We start from the raw sequence: 24,801 nt of genomic DNA, 5'->3' as shown, positions 1-24,801 counted from the left end.
TATGACTGATCTCATGTTGTTAGGTCAATTTCTCCTCAAGCATGTCAAATATATCGTCCATTTCATCCATTTCAAGGTCACCAGCAGAGAAATCACTTGGCGTAAATTCTCGTTCGTGCTGCGCTAAACAATGAGTCATGATGCATTGTATTTTTTCCTTTAGCAATGCCATGAATTGCTGTATCGTCTCTTCTTCATATTCATCTGAACAATATGAACAAGACAACATGAATCGATTGTGTTGAACAAGGCCACTGAGGTTCAGCTTATAGACAGCTTCTGAATCAGGGCTTGCTTGTCGTCCCATATCATAGGCTGATGGTCCAAAGAGTTCGGTCGTCACTTCCTGATCAATCTGGCCAAGATAGTTCAAGCTGATTTCAGGTTGTACGTGCTGTCCTGACGACTCAGTGAGATATTTTAAAATCCCATAGCCGATCCCTTTATTCGGGACACGACGCAGCATCTCTTTCGTTCCTTTAATCGCCTCAGTTATGCTCTGATCCGGCTTTGCTTTCAGTACGACTGGATACATACTCGTAAACCATCCAACCGTGCGGGAGACATCCAGTCCTGATAAAATATCCTCTCTTCCATGACCTTCAAGCTGCACATGTACATGGGACTCACCTGTCCACTCCTGAACAGCAAGACCGAGCGCACATAGAAGAATATCGTTCATTTCCGTTGTGTACGGTAGATGAATGTCGGTCAAAAGATGCTCAGTTTCGGACTCTGAAAGCTGCATCTGTACTGCTTTTGTTTGCGCAACTTTTCTTTTCGTTACTTCATGATCAACAGGTAAAGTGGTCATTGGCGTCCTGTCAATCTCATTCCAGTACTCACTTTGGCTTTTTAATGGCTTGGACTGTGCGTATCGTTCGATCGCCTCTGCCCATTCTTTAAAGGAGTGGGTTTTGGGCGGCAGGACGAGCGTCTGTCCTTGAGCTACCTGCTGATAAAGAGACATAAAGTCCTCTAGTAAAATTCGGCATGAGACACCATCAATCACAAGATGGTGTGTCACGATGAGTAAGTGATCGCCATCTTTTGCACGGAAACAGATCACTTTCATGAGCGGACCTGTTTCGAGATTCAACTGACGCTGATACTCGTTGGCATAGGTGGAAATGGCTTTTTTCACGTCGTTCTCTTTAGAGACATCATGAGAAATCATCGCGATCGGCTCTGTCAGCTCCCGCTGGTTGTATTGCAGGATGCTGCCATTTTCTTGCCTGTACACCATACGCAGTGCATCATGATGTGAAAGTAATTTCTGCATCACTTGTTCCGTCATCGAAAGGTCAAACCCATTCGGCGCATGAAGCATCATCGAAAGATTCCAATGGTGCTGGTCAGTGAACGTTCGTTCAAAAAACCAGCGTTGAATTGGAGTCAACATGACTTCCCCTTCGACAGGTGATTGGTCGACTTTCAGTTGATCCGCTTCTTCGATATATGGGCGTAATTCCGCAATGGTTGGATATTGGAATAATAGTTTCATATCAAGCTTCCAGCCGGCTTGTGTGAGTCTGCTTGCCATTTGGATGCCTTTAATTGAATCTCCTCCAAGGAAGAAAAAGTGATCGTGAATTCCGACTTGGCTCACGCCAAGCACGTCTTCCCAAATGCCACATAGAAGCGTTTCAACTTCGTCTCTTGGCGCTTCGTATGCTGTTTGGCCCGCTTCCATATTTGGTGCTGGCAATGCTTTTAGATCGACTTTGCCATTTGCCGTCATTGGCAGTTGGTCTAGCTTGATGATCCATGAAGGGATCATATAGTCAGGCAACGTACGTTTTAAGCTTTCTTTTAAGTCTTCTGTTTCATTGTCCGTGATGACATACGCGGCAAGGGCATCTTGATCGCTGGCATCTTTGACCGTTGTCACGACTGCTTCTTTGACATCCGCAAGCCCAAGGAGCTGCGCTTCAATTTCTGACAGCTCAATCCGGAAGCCGCGGATGTTGACTTGATGGTCTTTTCTGCCGAGATAGATCAGTTCGCCATCCTCTGTCCATTTCACCAAATCGCCTGTCAGGTACATGCGCTCACCTGAATAAAATGGATCTGGGACAAAGCGTTTCTCTGTTTCCTCCGGAAGATTCCAGTACCCTCTTGCCAATCCTTTCCCCGCAATCACGAGTTCACCCGGTACGCCTGGCGGCGAGAGGTCATATAACGAACCCATAATATAAAAACGAGTATTGGCAATCGCTTTTCCAATCGGAAGCGTGCCTTGATCTGGGTTGATGATCCCACTGGTCGCCACGACTGTGTTTTCTGTCGGTCCGTAATTATTGACGAGTTGATAAGGAACAGGCTTTACCTGTTTCAACTTGTCTCCCCCTGTGAGTAAGTAACGGAGTGAATGATTGTCCATTGACATAAACTGCTCGCATAGCTGTGTTGGCAGGAACGCAATGGTGATATTTTCGTCATTGAAATACGTATTGAGCTTGATCATATCGAGACGAATCGCTTCATCAATGATGTGCAGCTCTGCGCCGGCGATCCATGTAGGGAACATTTCCCAAATGGAGGCATCAAAGCCAAAGCCGGCATATTTGGCGGTTCGATCCGCATTGGTCACTTGGAAGGCATCATTGTGCCAGAACGCCAGATTCACAAGGGACTGGTGCTCAACCATGACACCCTTCGGCTGTCCTGTTGTTCCAGACGTGTAAATCATATAAGCGAGATCAGTTGGTTTGACATGAACCTGCATTTCTTGCGCTTCGCCTTCTATGGCATCTTCTATCAATAGGACATGACCTGTGAAGGAAGTTGGTGCAGTGAGTCCTTTTTGCATGAGAAGAACCTCTGCCCCGCAGTCTTCCAGCATGTAGGCAATACGCTGGTCTGGATAATCCGCATCAATTGGAACGAATGCCGCTCCTGTCTTGAGAACCCCAAGGACGGCTGCCGTCATGTCAAGGGACGGACGGGTGAGAATACCGACGCGATCTCCTCGTTTTATGCCATTTGAGATAAGCCTTGAAGCGACTGTATTCGCACGGCTGTTCAGTTCTTCATACGTCCAGCTCGTTCCGCAGAAAGTCGCCGCTTTTTGGTTCGGTGCTTCAAATGCTTTAGCCTTGATCAGTTCATGAACGGTTTGATCTGACGGTACATTTAGTACAGGTCCTGACCATTCATTGATCAGCTCTTGTTTTTCATTTTCCGTTAAGATCGAAAGCGATGAAATGGGTTCATTTAGCTTCGCCAGCATCTCGTCTATGATTTGTTCAAAATATCGACTCCAACGCTGAATGGTCTTCTTTTTAAACAGCGCCGTTGCATATTCAAAGCGTACGCCCACTTGGTCCTTTTCTTCGAATATACCGAGCGTTACATCAAATTTTGCATGAACTGTCTCTTGCTGCTTTTGCGAAAGCTTGAGTCCATTTAGATTCGGTAACGTCATGTCACGGTCATCCGTTGTCAGCATGACACTAAACAACGGATTGCGGCTCGTGTCTTTCGGCAGATCTAACTGTGCGACCAATTCCTCAAACGGGAAATCCTGATGTTCATAGGCTGATAGACTTCGATCTTTCATTTTTTCAAGCAATTGTGCTGCCGTTTCCTCGAGCTGCACTTCTTGTCGAAGAGCCAATGTATTGACGAACATGCCTGGAACCCGTTCGATTGCAGCATGCGTACGTCCTGCTGTGACAGCGCCTATGACGATATCTGTCTGCCCAGTTAATTTGGAAAGGAAAATAGCAAATGCCGTTTGCATGACCATGTTCATGCTTACACCTTTTTCAGCCATGAGTGCTTTAATGGTCTGCACCTTTTCAGGAGATAACCACCTATCGACTCTCGCTCCTTCAAATGACTGTACATGAGGGCGAGGAAAATCAAGTGGCAGTGCCAAATCTTCAGGTCGCTCTGCGTATTGCTCCAGCCAATACTGACGCTGTTTCTCGAGCAGCGCTCGTTGCTTTTCTTCCTGCTGCCATACCGCATAATCCTTGTAGTGCAGCTGAACTGGCGGTAACGTCTTTTTCTCATACAGCTCTGCCAATTCCTGAATGAGCAGACTGCGTGTGACACCATCCGCGATGATATGGTGCATATCCATCATGAACACATATTTTTCATCAGAAAGCTTCGCCACCTTTGCCCTCATTAATGGTGCTTGATGTAATGAGAATGGGGTGATGAATGCGTCTATGACAGCGTGCTCATGACCGTTCTCTACTTCAACCACCTCTAACGTAAACGGCACTCGGCGATACACTTTTTGAACGGGTACGCCGTCAATTTCTACAAAGGCTGTACGCAATGATTCATGTCGTTCGATCAAAGCCCCCAGCGCTTCTTCGAGCTGTTTTACATCAAGACTGCCTTCCATCATCAAAACGGCAGGCATATGGTAAGTCACTGCTTCTGGATGCAGCTGTTGCAACACATACATCCGCTTTTGAGCAGAAGAGACAGGATAGAAATCTTGCTTCTCCGCCGTCTGAATGGATGTCATATCCGAGGAAACCACTTTTTCTAAATAAGCTGCCATCGCGCGTATCGTTGGCTTTTCAAAAAGGACTTTGAGCGGCACATGTTTGTTCAGCTTGGCTTGCATCTTCGAAATGAGCACCATGCCTTTGAGAGAATGACCTCCCAATTCAAAGAAGTGATCATGAACACCTATTTGTTCAACTCCAAGTACTTCTGACCAAATATCACAAATCGTCTGCTCAAGTGCCGTTTCTGGTGCTACATGCATCGCACGCTTCATATGCGCCTCGTGCGGAAGCGGTAGGGACTTCGCATCTACCTTTCCGTTTTGCGTGAGCGGGATGTGATCGACTTTGACAAAGTACGTTGGGATCATATAATCCGGCAGTGTCTCCGCAAGCTTTTCTCTAAACGTCAGTGTTCCAATTGGTTCAGGCGCAGTGTAATAAAGTGCAAGCTCTGGTAAACGGGACATATGAAGGACTTTGACATACACCTCATGAATGGATAATCGTACACGTGCGGCATGTTCAATTTCTTGCTTCTCAATACGATAACCGCGAATTTTTACTTGATCATCTATTCTTCCAAGAAACTCAATGTCTCCATTTGCATGCTGTCTGACCAAATCTCCTGTACGATACATCAGCTCTTCAGGAAAATACGGATTTTCTAGAAAACGCTCTGCTGTTAATTCAGGCTGATTCAAATATCCTATCGATACGCCTTCCCCCGATATATAAAGCTCTCCAGGTGCGCCATAAGGAACGAGGCGCTGCTGACGATTGAGTACGAGCGCTCTTGTATGAGCAATTGGCTGTCCGATCATAGAGCGATCCTTCAAAGCGCTCGACTCTTGCTTTGTAATCAGCTTAGTCACAGTCCCAATGGTTGTCTCAGTCGGACCGTAGTGGTTCATGACTGCCACACACGGGTGCTGCTCCATAAATGTCTCCACATACTCAGAGACAATAGGTTCCCCTCCAAGTATGACAAGGCGTAAAGCGTTAAATGCATGATCCTTCGAATCTGCCATCATATGAAATAAGGACGGTGTCATTTTGATATAAGTCAGCTCTTGTTCATCAATGAAACGCATGAGTCGAACCGGGTCTGTATACACATTTTCACGAGGCACATATAGTGTCCCTCCTGCCTTCAAGACAGGGAAAATGCTTGTGTAGCCAAGATCGTATGCATAAGAAGAAAGCAGTGCCGTCCGATCGCATTCTTGCAATGTCACCTCATTTGTCAGCCAGTTCACGTAGTGTGATAGATTACGATGCGTGAGCTGTACACCCTTCGGTTTTCCTGTTGTCCCAGATGTGTAAATGACATACGCCAGTTGATCGGATGATGCTTCCGGCAAATCTAGCGTACGGCTTTGTCGTACTGCCTTTTCAACCTGCACGACCTGAATCGACTTGTGATGTTGATAGGAACTTACAAGAGACTCATTTGTTACGATCACTTGTGCACCTGAATCTTCTAATGTGTAATTGATACGTTCCGCAGGGAAGGCTGGGTCAATTGGTACAAATGCACCTCCCGCTTTCATCACACCAAGCATTGAGACGATGACATAGACAGAGCGATCAAGAATCAGCGCTACAGTCTTTTCTTTCTCGACCCCTCGTACCTTCAGTTCACTGCCGAGCGCATTTGACATGTCTTCTAGCTCACGGTAAGTGAGCTTCCGTTGATCATCCATCACCGCAATGGCGTCAGGTGTTTCCTTTGCCTGACGTGAAAACTGGACATGGAAAGGCTCATGACGATTTGTTTGCACTTCGTCTTTTTTCTCCAACCGCTCTATTTGCTCATGCTGATCAAGAATAGGGAGCAAGCCGATCTGTGCCTCTGGGTGTTGAACCGCTTCACGAATAATCGCCAGAAGATGAGTTCCGAATCTGCGGACCGTCTCTTCTTTAAATAACGCCGCTGCATAGTCAAAGCTCAGCTTTAATGCTCCCTCTCGTTCAAATGCTTCTAGAGACAAGTCAAATTTGACTGTGTGATGCTGGATGGCATAAGGCGAAATGCGCAGGTCACCGAGCTTTAGCGCCGGAACCTCCATGTTCTGCATGTTAAATGACACGCTAAAGAGCGGGCTTCGGGTTGTATCACGATCTAACGGAAGACGGGCAATTAACTCTTCGAGCGGATAGCTTTGATGAGCAAAAGCGTCAACACTCGTTTCTTTTATTTCTTCAAGTAGCTGTAAAAATGTCTTTGTTTGCGCTGGTTTTCCGCGCATCGCAACAGTGTTGATAAACATCCCCGGCATGTCCTGTATATCAGGATGTGTCCGCCCTGCAACAGGGGAACCAACAATGATATCTTCCTGACCGCTATATGTGGCAAGCAGAACTTGAAAAGCAGATAACAAGAACATGTACATGGTCGTATCAGTTTTCTGAAGCAGGTCATGAATCCGCTGAGTCGTCTCTTGATCACTACCAAACATGAATCGTTCTCCTGAAAAATCACGTTCCGCTGGACGTGAATAATCCGTTGGCAGCTCTAATACTGGCAAGTCTCCTTCGAATTGCTTTAGCCAATAGGCTTCATGCTCCTTCTGTTTCTCTGTCTCTTCTTCACTTAACTGCCAGACAGCGTAATCTTTATAATGAATGGCTCTTTCTGTAAGAGCTTCGCCATCATAGGCCTTCGCCAAATCTTGAATAAACGTCTTCATGGAGCTGCCATCTGTAATGAGATGATGTGCTTCCAAGACGAGAAGATGACGGTTTTCACTGACCTTTAACAACTGGGCTCGTAATAAAGGCGCAGCTGTTAAATCAAATGGAGATTGATGTTCAGAAAGAAATGCCTCCGCCTCTTCTTCCTTGATGTGATGAACAGGAAGATCAAATGCCGTCCAATCATTCACTCTTTGAACAATGTCTTCTCCATTCATATGAAAACTTGTTCTTAGAATTTCATGCGTTTGAATCAACTGATCAAACGCTGATTTAAGCCGCTGATATTCGAGTGTTCCTTCAAGCGTTAAGACGATGGGAATATGATAATTCGTGCTGTCTGGTTCAAGCGTCTGCAAAATGTATAAACGGCGCTGAGCTGGTGATACCGGATATTCATCCGACTGCTCTGCTGGTAAAATCGGGTGCATCATTTCTTCTTGACCATCCTGATCGATATATACCGCTAATGAACGAATTGTGGGCTTCTCAAAAATCACTTGAATCGGCACTTCCTTTTGAAGCACCTCTTGGATCTTCGCAGACATCATCATCGCTTTGAGAGAGTGCCCGCCAGCCATGAAGAAATGTTCATCTACTCCGACTGTTTTTCCAAGGAGCTCCTCCCAAATTTGAGCGAGTGCCTTTTCTGTCTCCGTATCAGGCGGAATGATTTCCTTTTTCTCCTGATGCGCTTCGTCCGGCTTTGGTAAAGCTTTTCGATCTACCTTCCCGTTCGATGTGAGCGTAAAAGCATCCAGCTTCATCACATGGTGCGGCACCATATAAGCTGGCAGCTCTTGATTAAATAAATTTCGCACCTCTTCTTCTGTCATGGTCCCTGTGAAGTAAGCCGTGATTTCCTTTTCATCTGAGGAAAACGAATGGACAAGCACAACCGCGTCATCTATGCCCGTTTTTTGCTGAAGCATTGTTTCAATTTCACCAAGCTCAATACGGAAGCCTCGAATTTTCACCTGATCATCTGTCCGGCCGAGGAATTCGATCTGGCCATTTGCGCCATACCGAGCCAAATCCCCTGTTCGATACAAACGGCCTGACGGCTTAAAAGGATCTGCCATGAATACTTGATTGGTCAAGTCTGGACGATTGAGATACCCTCTTGCGACACCATCTCCACCAACATACAGCTCTCCTGGCGCTCCAATTGGCTGTAATCGTTGATCATCATCTAAAATATAAGCCGACGAATGGTTGATCGGCTGACCAATTGGAATCGGACTCGTTTCATCTCCTCTTACTTCGTAAATGGTTGAGATGGTTGTATTTTCTGTTGGACCATAGGCATTTAGTAAAACAAGTGCTGGATGATGCTGTTTCACAAGCTCCGCACTCTTCACATTGATCACGTCACCACCTGTAATTAATGTGGTTAATCCTTTGAACATTTGCGGCCGCTGCTGAGCGAGCTGATTAAATAATCCAGTCGTTAAAAAGAGCTTCGTGATCTGATGTGTTTGGATAAATTGTTCGAATCGATGGATATCCAATAAAGTATCACGATCAACAGGATACAGCGTCGCACCACCCAGCAGTGTGTTAAAAATTTCTAAGGTAATGGCGTCAAAGCTGACGGCGCCTGTATGCGCCATACGATCCGATTTGGTCAAGCCTAATTTGTCCTGAGAGCAAGCCAATCTCACAATATGCTGATGCTCAATTTGAACCCCTTTTGGCTGTCCAGTTGATCCCGATGTATACATGATATACGCCAAGTGAGAAGGAGACGTTCTGACGGATACATCCATGTGTGAGTGATGGGGCTTACTCGTCACATGTACTGCCCTGATCTGCTCAGCAATTGGCGGCGGACTATCAGCATGAAGCAAAATGGTTGCGCCGCTATCTTCAAGCATCCATCGGATTCTCTCCTCAGGCTGGGAAGGATCAATCGGCACATAAGCTGCCCCTGCGTTTAGAGCTGCTAAGATGGCGATCACCGCATCAGCTGATCGGTTCATATACACCGCCACAGCATCTCCTGGCTGTACGCCATTTTCAATAAGACTGCCAGCCAAACGACGGATTTCTTCTCCAAGCTCCTCGTACGTAAATGTTCGGTCGCCTTCAACTAGCGCCAGATGGTCAGGCTGCGCCTTCACACGTTCATTGAACAGCTCAGGAATAGACAGATGCTTCGGATAATCCCGCTCCGTCTGATTCCACGCTTTTATCTGCTGCTTTTCCTCTTCCGTGATACATGTCACGTCATGAAGGCGTGCATCAGGGTTTTGGATGATTTGCTTCATGAGATTGGTCAGATGTTTTGATATGTTTTCAATGACTTTTTCTTCAAAAGCTATGGCGTTGTACTTGATTTTCAATGTCCACGTTTCACCTGGATACACAAGGACGTTTAGATCAAAATTCGTTTGTTCAAATCCGTCCTTTACATCAATGGAAAAACCAAGACGTGCAGACATGGTGTCACCAGACAGCTCCTGATCTAAAGGATAGTTCTCAAACCCAACCAAATGATCAAAGAGCTGCCCTCCAGCAGCTGTCTTCTGCTGAATGTCATAAAGCGGCATAAAATCATAGTTTTCCGCTTCTAGTGCATGCTGCTGAACCTTTTGAAACAACTGCTTAAATGTCTGCTTCTGATCCACTGTCACTCGAACGGGTATCGTATTGATAAATAGCCCTGCCATGCGCTCAATTCCAGATACACTTGGAGGTCTGCCCGATACAACGGTGCCGAATGTGACATCATCAGTTGCATGATAGGTGCCTAAAAGAACGGACCAGACAGCCTGAAACAGATTCGGGGCTGTCACTTGGCATTGTCTTGCTACATTTTGAATCGCTTGTATCGTTTGAGTATCCCATGTAAACGTCCATTCCTGATGATCGTATTGTCCATTCGCATCTTTTTGCTCTAGCAGCCCTTGATGCTGAACCGCTCCATCTAGACGCTCCTCCCAATACCTTTCCGCTTCTTGTTTGTTTTGCTTTCCAAGCCACTGGATATAATCTGCATAAGGCTTCCCCTGTGAGCGATCCGGTGTTCGACCGTTCCGATAAGATTCATAGTAATGAAACAGTTTTTTCATTAAAACACCCATGGACCAACCATCCATGATGATGTGATGGTTGCTCCAAATCAGGTGCCAGTTTGTTTCATTTAGTTGAAAAACAGCGACCTTCAATAACAGATCATTTGTTAAGTGAAATCCTTGCTTTCTCACTTGTTTTTTATATTGATCCAGTGCCTTTTGCTGCTCTTGATGATTCAGATGAGATAGATCCTCTCGATACACATCAAGATGACGTTCAGCTAGTACAACCTGACGAGGCTTTTGTAATTGTTGATAAACAAAGGCTGTACGGAGAATGTCGTATGTCTGTATGAGCTCATTGAGACTTTTCTCAAAAACAGCGTGATCAAACTCTCCGCTTATTCCAAGCTCAAGCTGTGTGAAATAAGAGGAGGAATTAGGGTCTAGCATGGCATGATACAGCATGCCCTCCTGCATGGGTGTTAAAGGATATACCTTTTGAATCTTTTGCTTACTCATATGTCCACCTCTTCGTTTGCTTAAAATATATCCATTAGCTTTTCAAGTTCATCCATCGTGAGATCCTCATCCCCTACATCACTAGGTGTCATCTGGGTCTCCTCCTGTGATACGCAATGTGAGATCAACGTCTTCACATTCTTTTCAAGAAGGTCCTTGAATTGTTCCATCGTACGTTCTTCAAATTCAAGTTGATGATAAGAAATCGTCACATGGAGCATGGCTTGTTCGACGAAACCAACAATATCAAGTGCATGAGGTTTCTCTGATTCTGGACTCAGCGATTTTCCTGAATCCCATGTTGAGCGGCTTAACTCACCGGTGATCTGTTCATCAAACTGTCCAAGATAGTTAAAGCTGATATCTGGCGCGAGATCGAATGAGATAGCGTCCTTCATCTTGTCAGGGGTTAAATATTTTAATATGCCATAGCCGATTCCCTTGTTCGGGATGTGCCTGAGTTCCTCTTTTAAATACTTGATCTGATAAGAAAGATCGTCTGCATGCGACATATCTAGTAACACAGGATACATACTTGTAAACCAGCCAATCGTCCTTGAGATATTAACTGCAGGGAGGATGTCCTCTCTTCCGTGTCCTTCAAGATGAATAAAGTGTCTGTCTTCACCTGTCCACTCTTTCATGGACAATCCGAGGGCTGTCAGCAAAATATCATTGATGTCTGTTTGATATGCTTCATGTACATCTGTCAGCAGACTACGTGTTTCCTCCTCAGACAATGTGAAACGAATGGTCTGTGTATGAAGCATCCGCTGATCCTCCGTCACATGATCCTTTTGAAGGGGCGTAACGGAATGCGCAAGTACCTTTTTCCAATAAGCTCTTTCTGACAGCAACTCATCTGACATCGCGTATTCCGTCAGCTTCTGGGCGTATTCTTGGAAAGAGTGTGTTTTTTCAGGAAGTGTCAGGATTTCCCCGCGCTTCGACTTTTCATAAAGAGCCATAAAATCTTCAAGGAAAATACGCCATGATACACCATCGATGACAAGATGATGTACAGCGAGCAGTAAATGATCCCCTTGATCCGTTCGGAAAATGGCTGGTTTTACTAAAGGCCCTTCCGCTAGCGATATACTAGCCTGCACTTCATTAGCCAGCTTTTCAACCTGCTGAATTTGCTCCGACAGTTCCCCTTGTACTTCTACCACATCAACAACTACCAAGTTTTCTTCGATTTTTCGATGACGCTGGATTACGCGACCTTCTTCGAGTGGATACACCATTCGCAAGGCATCGTGATGAATCATGAGCTGCTCCAACACTTTCTGAACGATCGTTTCATCCAAACCATTTGGTGCTTGCAGCATAATCGATTGGTTCCAATGGTGCTGACTTGTAAAGTTTCTTTCAAAGAACCAGCGCTGAATTGGTGTGAAAATGACTTCCCCTTCGACAGGTGATTGGTCGACTGTCAGTTGATCCGCTTCTTCGATATATGGGCGCAGCTCCGCAATGGTTGGATACTGAAATAATAGTTTCATATCAAGCTTCCAGCCGGCTTGTGTGAGTCTGCTTGCCATTTGGATGCCTTTAATTGAATCTCCTCCAAGGAAGAAAAAGTGATCGTGAATGCCGACTTGGCTCACGCCAAGCACGTCTTCCCAAATGCCACATAGAAGCGTTTCGACTTCGTCTCTTGGCGCTTCGTATGCTGTTTGGCCCGCTTCCATATCTGGTGCTGGTAATGCTTTTAGATCGACTTTGCCATTTGCCGTCATCGGCAGTTGGTCTAGCTTGATGATCCATGAAGGGATCATATAGTCTGGCAACGTACGTTTTAAGCTTTCTTTCAGGTCAATCGTTTCTTCATCTGTAATGACATATGCGGCAAGGGCATCTTGTTCGCTGGCATCTTTGATCGTTGTCACAACTGCTTCTTTGACATCCGAAAGTGCAAGAAGCTGCGCTTCAATTTCTGACAGCTCAATCCGGAATCCTCGGATGTTGACTTGATGGTCTTTTCTGCCGAGATAGATCAGCTCGCCATCCTCTGTCCATTTCACCAAATCACCTGTCAGGTACATGCGCTCACCTGAATAAAATGGATCTGGGACAAATCGTTTCTCTGTTTCCTCCGGAAGATTCCAGTACCCTCTTGCCAATCCTTTCCCCGCAATCACGAGTTCACCCGGTACGCCTGGCGGCGAGAGGTCATATAACGAACCCATAATATAAAAACGAGTATTGGCAATCGCTGTTCCAATCGGAAGCGTGCCTTGATTTGGATCAATAATCCCACTTGTCGCCACGACTGTGTTTTCGGTTGGGCCGTAGTTATTCACGAGTTGATAAGGAACAGGCTTTACCTGTTTCAACTTGTCTCCCCCTGTGAGTAAGTAACGCAAGGAGTGATTGTCCATTGACATAAACTGCTCGCATAGCTGTGTTGGCAGGAACGCAATGGTGATATTTTCGTCATTGAAATACGCATTAAGCTTGATCATATCGAGACGAATCGCTTCATCAATGATGTGCAGCTCTGCGCCGGCGATCCATGTCGGGAACATTTCCCAAATGGAGGCATCAAAGCCAAAGCCGGCATATTTAGCGGTTCGATCCGCATTGGTCACTTGGAAGGCATCATTGTGCCAGAACGCCAGATTCACAAGGGACTGGTGCTCAACCATGACACCCTTCGGCTGTCCTGTTGTTCCAGACGTGTAAATCATATAAGCGAGATCAGTTGGTTTGACATGAACCTGCATTTCTTGCGCTTCGCCTTCTATGGCATCTTCTATCAATAGGACATGACCTGTGAAGGAAGTTGGTGCAGTGAGTCCTTTTTGTATGAGAAGAACCTCTGCCCCGCAGTCTTCCAGCATGTAGGCAATACGCTGGTCTGGATAATCCGCATCAATTGGAACGAATGCCGCTCCTGTCTTGAGAACCCCAAGGACGGCTGCCGTCATGTCAAGGGACGGACGAGTGAGAATACCGACGCGATCTCCTCGTTTTATGCCGTTTGAGATGAGTCTTGAAGCGAAAGTATTCGCCCGGCTGTTCAGTTCTTCATACGTCCAGCTTGTTCCGCAGAAAGTTGCCGCTTTTTGGTTCGGTACTTCAAATGCTTTAGCTTCAATCAATGCATGAACGGTTTGATCTGACGGAACGTCTAGGACAGGACCTGACCATTCGCTGAGCAATTTTTGCTGCTGCTTCGGTGATAATAGCTGCATTTGATCTAGCGATTGATCTGGCGCTGATACCATTTGTTCCAATAGATGAAGGAAAAATTCCTTCCACTTTTCAATCGATGACTGTTGAAAGATAGAAGTATTAAAATCGAACACAAGCTCAATGTGATCAACCGATTCATTTCCAGTTAAGGTCAAATCAAATTTGGCGATATTCTCTTCGAATGGCTCTGGAACAACCTGAAGTCCATCCATCTTTAAATCACGAATATCCGCATTTTCCATTGAGAACACCACATCAAAGATTGGATGACGGCTAGTGTCTCGAACCGTTTGTACTTGGTCTACCAATTCTTCAAATGGGTACAACTGATGGTCATTTGCCTCTAACACAAGCTGATGAACATTTGACGCAAATTCTGCAGCTGTCAGATGTCCTGCTGGCTGTGTTCTAAGTGCCAGCGTGTTCACAAACATACCAATGACAGATTGAATATCAGGGTGAGTTCTGCCCACAATCGGTGAACCGATGATGATATCTTCTTGTCTCGATAGCTTGCTTAAAAGGGTACTGTAGCAAGTAAGTAGCACTGTATACGTCGTACTGTTGAGTGCTCTGACAAACTCATCCAATTTCGTTTTAAGCGGCCCATTGATGGTAAATGAGACGCGACCTCCTGAGAATGTTTGCACTTTTGGTCTTGGCAAATCTTCTGGCAGTGCCAGTACAGGCAATTCTCCTTCTAATTGCTTCAGCCAAAACGCCTCTTCAGCTTCTATTTGTGCAGCAAACGTCTCGCTTTTTGACCAAACCGCATAATCCTTATATTGAACAGGTAATTCCTCTAGTTTGTCCCCTCGATACAACGCTGAAAGCTCCTCAATTAAGATGCCCACAGATGCACCATCTGAAATGATATGATGCATATCGATCAGTAAATAATGGACATTTACGGAAGCAGATACTAGACCTACTCTGAATAGAGGCGCCTTTTCTATATCAAATGGACGGATAAAGTCATTCATCAATTCCTGTATGTCTCGTCCGTTCCCTTCGATTGTCTCAATAGCTACGGAGATGTTTGGTTCAATTCGTTGAACAGGTTCATTCTGAACAAAATCAAAGCTCGTTCGGAATGCTTCATGACGTTGGACAAGCTGTTCAATTGCTTTTTTAAATCGCTTTTCATCAAAAGCACCTTCTAGCTTTAAAGCAGCCGGCATATGATAGCTCTGCTCCGCATCGGTCATTTTCTCCAATACAAACAACCTCTTCTGAGCAGATGTCACTGGATAATAGGTCGCTTCTTCTGCAACCTCCACCCGCTTGATCTCCGTTTGATCCGCTTGATCAACCGCAAAAGCAAACGCCTCTAATGTTGGGAATTCAAATAAAGATTTCAAAGTGAGCTCCACATGCATCTCTTCATACAGCTTGTTCAACATTTTCATGCCGCGCAGCGAGTGACCACCGCATTCAAAGAAATGATCGTGCCTGCCGATTCTCGATACTTCAAGAACTTCCTCCCAAATGCGCGCCACGACACGCTCCGTTTCTGTTTGAGGAGGGATGTACTCATTTACCCCTTGCTCACTTAGATCAGGCACAGGTAGCGCACGCCTATCTAACTTGCCGTTATTCGTCAGCGGAAGTTCGTCTAATTGCATGAAGAATGACGGCATCATGTACACAGGCAGTTCACGCCCTGCTTGCTCGCGCAAATCAGTTAATGAGACGGACCCTTCTGCTGTAAAATACGCACATAATGTGTCATTTGGAGCTGCAATGACGACGGCTTCCTTCAATTGCGGATGGCGAAGCAGCTGATGCTCAATTTCTCCGAGTTCAATACGCTGACCTCGAATCTTCACTTGATGATCGATTCGTCCAATGAATTCAATCTCTCCATTTGACAGCCATCGTGCAAGATCACCCGTTTTGTACATGACCTCACCAGGGCGGAAAGGATTTTCCACGAATTTTTCGCTTGTGAGCTCTTGCTGTCCATAATATCCTTTGACCAGTCCATCACCAGCGACACATAGCTCTCCTGCTACACCTGGCGGCTGCAACTGCCCAAATTCATCTACAATATAAACAGCCGTTTGGCTCACTGGCTTTCCGATTGGAATCGATAACGCCTGCTCCTCAATGTAATTCACTGGATAATACGTTGTGAAAATCGTACTTTCAGAAGGACCGTACATATGAACAAGTGTGCCTTCCCCTACCGTTTCAAGCGCAGTCATGACATGAGGCACAGAAGCACGTTCTCCGCCAAATAGAACTTTTCTGATGTTCTTCAGGCTGTCTTTTTTCATATCAATAAGTAAGTGAAAAAGAGCTGTCGTGATCATTAAAATACTGACTTTCTCCTTCTCAATCGCTCCAGAAAGCTCATTCATGTTTAAGATATGATCCTTTGGCAGAACAATCAGTTTCGCACCGTTTAATAAAGCACCAAACACATCGAACATAAAAGCATCAAATACATAGTTTGATAGGCTCATCACCGTGTCTTCCTGATGAATGGCTAGATAATTTGATTGCTTCACTGTTCTCAAAATGTTCCGGTGTGTCACCATATTCCCTTTAGGTTTTCCAGTTGTACCAGATGTATAGGTCAAATTCGCCAAATCCTCTGGCGATAGACGAATCTTTATATTGCTGTCTGATTGCTGATCAATTGCTTGATCTTCTGTTTCGATGATGGTTCCCTCAAAAGAAGCGAGCACCGAGCGTTGGCGCAGCACTTGATGTGTCAATAAGAATTGCGTACCACTGTCTGTTAAAAAGTGCTTCACACGTTCATCAGGAAAATCAGGATCAATTGGTACATAGACGCCGCCCGCCTTAAGTACAGCTAGAACCGAGAGTACCATCTCATTAGATCGTTCAAAGAATAAGGCTGCTTTCATCCCTCTTTCAAACCCATGTTCACGCAAATAATGAGCTAGCTGATTCACACGGTCATTTAGTTCTTGATAAGAAAGAATGACACCTTCACATTGGAGAGCAGGCTTATGACCGTGTGCCTGCACCTGTGCTTCAAACTGTGTCACAATGGTTTCTTCTGCCGGATAAGGTGTCGGTAACGGATTCCACAAATTCAGTTGAGCTTCTGCTTCTTGTTCAGTGAGTAATCGATAAGATCGAATCGCTCCCTCTGGCGCTTGGACCATCTGTTTCAGCAAATACATATAATGATGCAGCATCTGCTCGGCTGTACTTCGTTTAAATAACGCCGTACTGTAATCGAGGACAAAGGATAACCCTTGATCTGACTCCATCGCTTGCAGCGTTAAATCAAACTTTGCAATATGGAAATTGGTTTCTTCAATTTCAACTTGCATTTCTCCAATATGCTGAGCTGCTCCATGATCTGGCATGAGTGTAAAAACGGTATCAAATAATGGATGACGGCTAAAGTCTCTTGGCACATTCAGTTTTTCAAGCAGTCGTTCAAATGGATATTGCTGATGCTCAAATGCATGCATCGTCTTTTCCTTCACTTGCTCAAGCAACTGCGACATGGTTGCATTTGGGTCAACCTCTGACCGCAAAGCAAGTGTCTGGACAAACATGCCGATCATGTCATCCAGGTCTGCATGCACACGCCCCGACGCCGGTGTTCCAACCACGAATTCCTTTTGACCCGTATACTTCGCAAGCAATGTATAGTAAGCAGAAAGCAGAACCGTATACAGTGTCGTATGGTGTTTTGCCGCCAGGTCCTGTAATTGTCCTTTTAACATTCCATCTATTTCTTTGATCACTCGATCTCCTGCAAATGATTGGACTGCTGGGCGCTGATAATCAGTCAGCAACTGTAAAGCAGGAAGATCACCCGAGAATTCCTGTAGCCAGAAAGCCTCTTCTTTTTGAAAATCTTGTTGTTCTTGCCAAACAGCATAGTCCTGATATTGAAGCTTAAATGGATCTTTGACCGATCCCTCGTAAGCATCCGACAGCTCACGCAGCACTAAATCAATTGAAAGACCATCTGAAATCAGGTGATGCATATCGAAAAAGAGCAGGTGCTCCTGATCATGTAATGACTTCAAGCCAATGCGAAGAAGTGGTGCACACTCAAGGTCAAAGGGTCTGACAAATTGCTTCATATTTTCTTCCATCGTACCGCCTGTCAGCTGTTCGATTTGAAATGAAACAGATGGAGCTACCCGCTGACGAGGAACACCTTTCAATGTATGAAAAGACGTACGCAGCATATCATGACGTGTGATCAGTGTTTCAAAGGCTTCAGTCAGCTTCTCTTGCTGCAGCGTTCCTTTTAACCTCACAACAGCTGGCATATGATATGCAGTGCTTTGCTCTAATTGACTCACCATATAAACGCGCTGCTGTGGAGGTGACAATGGATAATGGTCGAAAGCAGGTGCTTTAGGTATCACTGTTTCAGAAGATGTTTCCGCTTGCTCAATGTAAGCAGCCAAAGCAGCAACGTTCTGCTGTTCAAATAAAATGGACAGCGGCACCTCCACATGAAAATCTCGCTGCACATGTGTGAGTACAGTCATTGCTTTCAGCGAATGCCCCCCTCGCTCGAAGAAAGAATCATATACACCAATCTTCTCTTGGCCAAGAATTTCTTCCCACAGACGGACAAGCTTCGTTTCGAGCTCGTTTCTAGGCGCAGCATAAACAGCTTGAACCGCTTTATCACCTTTTAAGGCAGCAAGTGCACGACGATCGACTTTGCCGCTGACTGTGAGTGGAAATGCATCGAGTTCTTTGAAATAGAGCGGCATCATGTAAGCTGGCAGCTGATGTTTGATAGCGGCTTGCAGCATGTCAACTGACACACCTTCATGACGAGCTTGATAGTAAGCACTTAACGCCTTTTCCCCGTCCGCTTCTTCAACAACAAGTACGACAGCTTGATCCAGTCCATCTACCTGCTCCATCACTGCTTCAATTTCGCCTACTTCAATGCGGTAACCCCTTATTTTCACTTGATCATCCATTCTGCCAAGATAATCAATTGTGCCATCCGGAAGCCATCTGACTAAATCCCCTGTTCGATACATCCGCTCACCTGGAGAAAATGGATCTGCCGTAAATACTTTCTCCGTCAATTCAGACTGTTTCACATAGCCTCGTCCAACACCTATCCCTGCAATGCACAGTTCTCCGGCAGCACCCTGTATCTGTAATTGATCATGTTCATTTAAAATATAAAGACGGTGATGACCAAGCGGCTTTCCGATCGACACATAACGCTGCTGTTCAGAGGATTCGCGCAGTTCACTTAGTTCTAGGCGATGAACCGCCGCATCGACACACGTCTCAGTCGGACCATACACATTCCACAAAGTAAAATCAGGCTCACTCATACGAATCGCTTCGATAAGAGAATGTGCTGCTTTCGCAGGCAATGCTTCTCCCCCAACTAACATATGCAAGAGTGACAGCCCTTCTAATTCAGCTGCAAGTAAAAGCTGCACATGCGCCGGTGTTCCATCTGCTGCTTCAATTTGATGTTTTTTATAATAAGCCGCTAATTGAACACCATTTCTCGTTGTTTCTCGCGGGATGATATGAAGCGTATGCCCAAATAAAAGAGCAGTAAAAATTTGTTTCACCGATGCATCAAAATGGAATGGTGCAAGAAGCGCCATTTGAAGCTCACTCGCCTCTTCATAAATCTCATGATGCAAGGCATGAACCAAATGATGCAGCTGAAGATGTTCAATCATGACGCCCTTTGGCTTCCCTGTTGTCCCAGATGTATAAATCATATAAGCCAAATCCTCTGGTACCGACTCATCTACAAGCTGAGGCAACCGTTCATCATCTAATGCGATTTGCTGCAGCACGACCATTTTTTCCGAAAGGGCATGGTATGTTGAAACGAACGTTTCCTCTGTTAACACAATGGAAGCACCAGAATCCTCCACAATATATTGAATACGCTCCTCAGGTAATGCCGGATCAATCGGTACATACGCACCGCCAGCCTTTAATATGCCGAAGATCGCCACCATCGCCTCTGCCTTCCGATCCATTAGGACAGCAACAGGTACATCACGCGAGACACCTTTCATTTGTAAAAAACGCGCTAACTTTTCTGCCTTTTGATACAGCTCTCCATAAGTAAATGCTCCATTTTCCGCTACAACGGCTGTCCGCTCTGCATACTTATTGGCTGTTTCATCAAACATGTGATGAATCGGCTTTACAGCTGGTTTTTCAAACGGTTTTCTCTCAGATAATTGCAGCAGTTCCTTTTGTTCATCTGGTGGAAGTAAAGGGAGTTTCCCGATTAGCTGATCAGGCTGGGAGACCGCCGCTTCTAGTATGATCAAGAATCGCTTAAACATCTGACTGATTTCTTCTTCGGTGAATACATCTGTACGATAGTCCAAATCAATGGTCAATGTATCTGTGTCCCAGCGGTCCTTTACATGAATGGAAATATCATTCATTCCGCTACCGCTAAAGATCGGTTCAGTAATAAAAGATAGATTCTCTTTTTTCTGCCACTGCATGACCTGGTATTCTAAAGAAATATCAAAAAGGCGTCCTGTAAACCCTTCTCTTTCACGCAAATCATTCATGAGAAGATTGTAAGGGTACTTTTGGTGACGCAAGATCTTCATTTGATCCGCCATGACCTGTTTGACGAAATCAAGAAATGATTGCGACCCCTGAACAGATGCACGCATCGGAATGGTGGAAACAAACATACCAATCATCTTTTTTTCTTTGGCATTTGTTCGGTTGCCCATAAAGGTTCCAAGGACAACATCTTCCATACCGCTAAAACGATGCAAATACGTATAAACGGTAGACATAAACATTGAGAGCATACTGACTTTTTGCTCTTCACAAAACGCACGAAGTTTCTCCTTTAAAGAATCTGGAATATCCCCTGAAAATCGCTCCGCATGTAAACTCATCTCGTATCCTTTATGCGGTTTTAAAGAAGCGAAATCTGGAATATTGGCAAATTGCTCATTCCAAAAAGCTTGGTCTTTTTGAAACCGTTTAGAAGTTTCATAGCTTTGCTCACTCGTGATGTGGTCAACGAAGGAAATCTCCTCAACCGGTGAAATGTCTACTCCGTGCAACATGTCCTGGTATAAGTCGATGATGCGATTTCCCATCAAGATTATGGAGATACCATCCGCCACAATATGATGTGCTTTGCAAAACAGCCAGCACTCTTCATCACTGATTTGAAAGACTGTAAACTCAATCAAGGGGCTGTCAATCAACGGCATCGGCTCACGGATTTGCTCATTCGCCCAAGCCCTCACTTCTTCTTCACTCCAGCCCTTCTCCAAGCGAATCGGCTGCTCTTCATAAGGCTTGATATATTGAACAGGTTCCTCCTGCTCATGTCGATACACCAGTCTCAACCGAAGGGAGTCAGTTTGACGAATGTACATTTGAAGCACGTCAACGACCAAAGATGGATCTAAACCCGATACCGATCTCAATCTGGCGAATCCACCCAAATTAGAAATGCTTGTACCTGGATAAAATCTTTCCGTGTAGAATACTCGCTTTTGCGCATGTGTTAAGGGGTAATAAACTGTATTCATTTTCATCCTCCGCCTCTTCTATGTTTTCTCCACCAATGTGACAATCCTGCACCCTCTATATCAAAAGAACCAAGTCTATTTCATTAAAATAGACAGAATACGGAAAGAAGCCCACCCCGAATAAAACGGAGGGACTCCCATTTTGATTCGGTAACCTGGCGACCATAGTAAAAAAGCAACATTTACCTTAGGACATGGCTTTGCGTCTCTACGTTTCCATAGATTTGCCTTTTTCTTCTTTTCTTTTTAAATATTTTCTATTTACGTCCACTTTATATGAAATTATTGTTTTTTTCACCGAAAAATGGGTGTAAAGATTCATGCGTTATGCCGAATGAATCACATAATAATTTACGATATTTACCGAAAATAACTAATAATAGTTGCGTTCAACCGAAAATAATCGACTAAATACCGCAAAATTTTCATGTTTTTCCTTAAAATTTGCAAATATGACCGAAAATGTAGGATAGAGGTCTCCTTTCACCCTCCACGATTTCTTAAATCTTAAGAACTATATTCCCTAAAAAATTGAAAATATTTACCGTAAAAACAATACAAAAAGAGCTGCCATTTCAAATGACAGCTCCCTTGTTTCTTCATTATATTTACATCACCTTAGACAGGCCAATCGTTTTCTCAATAATGAGCAACGCAATGATAGAAATGATAATAAATATGACAGATATCGCATTGACACTCGGATCAAAGGTTTGCTCAATGTAATTAAACGTCCTAACAGGGATCGTAATCGTTTGAGGAGAGGAAACAAACAAACTGATCGATATTTCCCCAAATGACGTCACGGCAGAAAATACCCCGCCTGCAATTATTCCTGGTTTTATCAAAGGCAGTGTCACTCGAAAGAATGTGCGAATAGGTCCTGCGCCAAGATTCATTGAAGCTAGCTCAAGCCTCGGGTCCAAATTCGAGACACTGACGCCTACTGTTCGAACCACATAGGGAAAGCCAATAATGACGTGACCTATGACAAGTGCCCACAAAGATCCTGTAAATCCCATAGCCGTAAACAAATAAAGCATGGCAATCCCTAACACTACTTGAGGAATCATCAGAGGGGACAAAATGAAGGCTTGAATTGCCTCCTTTCCCTTAAAGGAAAGCCTTGCTAAAGCATACGAAGCCATCGTGCCTAAAAGAACCGTAAGAGGCGTTACGATAAATAGCAACATCACACTGATACGCAGAGACTCCATCCATTCTGGATTCGACACGACCTCTTGAAACCAACGAACAGAGAATGAAGTCGGCGGAAATTCAGGGAAGGCATTTGGACTAAAAGCAGATAAGACGATGACAAGAACAGGTATGGTTAAAAAGAGATAAACCAGTGACCCAGCAGTCCAAATCAGGATGGAAAGCAAGCGATCACCAAATGATTTTTTACGCATGCATCCTCGCCTCCCAACGCTTCAATAGATAGCTTAATAAACTGACCACGATAAGCACACAAACCAATAACGTAAAGGACATCGCTGCAGCAAGAGGCAAGTTATACACCTGCATGACTTGCTGATATATAGACAGCGGCAGCAGCGGTTGCATTCTTCCGCCGACTAAGAGCGGAGTGATATAGCTTCCAGCCGCCAGAGAAAAGACAATAATAGCCCCAGTCACCATCCCTGGAATAGTCAATGGAAAGGTTACATGAAAGAAGGTTCGAATTCGTCCAGCTCCTAGACTCATAGAAGCAGGTCGTAAATGACGATCCATATCAGTTAAGCTCGTCGCGATAGGCAGCACTGCAAAAGGCAGCATGACCTGAACATACGCAATAATTACCGCATTCATATTCCACAGCATAGAGAGCGGCTTCTCAATCACATGTAAATCTAATAACATGCCATTGATCAAACCATTTTGTGAAAGAAGGACAATCCATGCAAAGGTCCGAATCACAACGCTTGTCAAAAGCGGCGAGACAAGTAAGATATAGAAAAATGCCCGCAGACGCGGATGAGGTGCCTTGACGAGCACGTATGCTGCAGGGTATGCCATCAATAGACAAATCACCGTTGTCTGCAAAGCGACCCATACTGTACTTCCAATCGCCTTCACATACGCATCTGTCGTGAACACATGAATATATTGAGAAAAGCTATACGTTTGTAATGTATTCATCATTGAATCCACATCGCGAAAACTAAGGACGAACATCATCACGAGCGGCGCTAGAAGAAATACAACAAGAAACAAACACGCTGGCAGCAGCATGAACCAATGAAATCGCTGATTCTTTTTCTTGATACGCATCACGTATGCACCTTCGAATCTAGGAAAACGATATCTTCAGGCTGCCAATTGATATGAATAGCTTCTCCAGCTTTCGGCAGCTCTGGAAACGCTGCATCAGAAGCATGAACAATCATTTCACCACTATTTAGCCCCACCACCAAACGTAATGAGTGACCAATATAACTGACATCTGTCAGCACGCCTGATACATGGTTAGACTGAATGTCTCCCCGCTCAGAAGATATGTTGATTCTTTCTGGACGGAGCATGAGTAAATGCTTCTCCTTCTTCTCTTGGTGTGCCGCTACCTTTAACTGAACATGCTGCCCATTTGACTGGATTAAATGAGGAACGATAAATGCAGCACTTGCTTCATCATAGACTGCCTCAAATAGGTTCACTTGCCCGATAAATTCAGCCACAAATCGATTGTTTGGCTGGCGGTACACCTCTAAAGGCGTCCCAATCTGCTGGATTTTCCCCTCTCCTAAAATCCCAACCCGATCAGAAAGACTTAACGCTTCCTCTTGATCATGGGTCACGAGAATGGTGGTAATCCCGACATTCCTTTGAATATTTCGAAGCTCTGTCTGCATATTTTTTCTTAGTTTTGCATCTAGGTTGCTGAGCGGTTCATCAAGAAGAAGAACAGAGGGCTGAATCGCAAGCGCCCTTGCAATCGCTACCCGCTGCTGCTGTCCACCACTTAATTGATGCGGCATACGTTTCGCAAACGCCTCTAATTGCACAAGAGACAAACTATCCATTACCTTCTCTTTGATTTCTGCCTTCTTTTTCTTTTGAACCTTTAACCCATACGCCACATTATCAAAGACAGTCAAATGCGGAAAGAGTGCATAGCTTTGAAAAACCATACCCGTTTTTCTTTGATAAGGCGGTAAATTCGTCACATCCTGATCCCCAATATAGACGACACCTTTTGTTGGCTCTAAAAAACCACCAATGATGTTTAATAAAGTTGATTTCCCGCAGCCACTAGGACCAAGAAGGGAGAAAAACTCTCCCTCATTCACCGTAAGACTGACATCGTTAAGAGCAATCTGCTCGCCGAAATGCTGGCTGATATGTTCTAAATGAATTCCACTCATA

General features: G+C 44.8%; 5 protein-coding genes and 1 riboswitch. All 5 genes read right to left on the bottom strand.

Features of this window, described 5'->3' with window-relative positions; genetic code table 11:
• Positions 1-19: 19 nt before the first annotated feature.
• The 5 genes from MKX52_RS01940 to MKX52_RS01920 all read right to left on the bottom strand — a co-directional run bounded on the left by MKX52_RS01940 (position 20) and on the right by MKX52_RS01920 (position 24,800).
• On the bottom strand, positions 20-10,708 hold the full coding sequence (locus MKX52_RS01940) for an amino acid adenylation domain-containing protein (RefSeq protein ID WP_342491362.1): 10,689 nt from the start codon (positions 10,706-10,708) through the stop codon (positions 20-22).
• 20 nt (positions 10,709-10,728) lie between these two features.
• Positions 10,729-21,435 (bottom strand): amino acid adenylation domain-containing protein, encoded by a 10,707-nt coding sequence (locus tag MKX52_RS01935; RefSeq protein ID WP_342491361.1) that lies wholly within the window; start codon positions 21,433-21,435, stop codon positions 10,729-10,731.
• Positions 21,436-21,581: 146 nt separating this feature from the next.
• A riboswitch (cyclic di-GMP riboswitch) is annotated at positions 21,582-21,674 on the bottom strand.
• 369 nt (positions 21,675-22,043) lie between these two features.
• A complete protein-coding gene (locus MKX52_RS01930; protein ID WP_041815150.1) occupies positions 22,044-22,847 on the bottom strand; it encodes an ABC transporter permease in 804 nt (267 codons plus the stop codon).
• Positions 22,840-23,709: an ABC transporter permease gene (locus MKX52_RS01925; RefSeq protein WP_088000564.1), complete on the bottom strand. Its 870-nt coding sequence runs from the start codon at positions 23,707-23,709 to the stop codon at positions 22,840-22,842. Before MKX52_RS01925 ends, MKX52_RS01930 begins: the two co-directional genes overlap by 8 nt.
• Positions 23,709-24,800, bottom strand: coding sequence for an ABC transporter ATP-binding protein (locus tag MKX52_RS01920; protein ID WP_342491360.1), 1,092 nt, complete (start codon positions 24,798-24,800; stop codon positions 23,709-23,711). Before MKX52_RS01920 ends, MKX52_RS01925 begins: the two co-directional genes overlap by 1 nt.
• Position 24,801 lies beyond the last annotated feature (1 nt).

The sequence above is a fragment of the Bacillus sp. FSL R5-0422 genome (assembly GCF_038610765.1).
In the GTDB taxonomy this organism is placed as follows: domain Bacteria; phylum Bacillota; class Bacilli; order Bacillales; family Bacillaceae; genus Bacillus; species Bacillus pumilus_O.
Note: the sequence above shows the minus strand (reverse complement) of the source record. Positions and strands in the feature narration are given on the sequence as shown.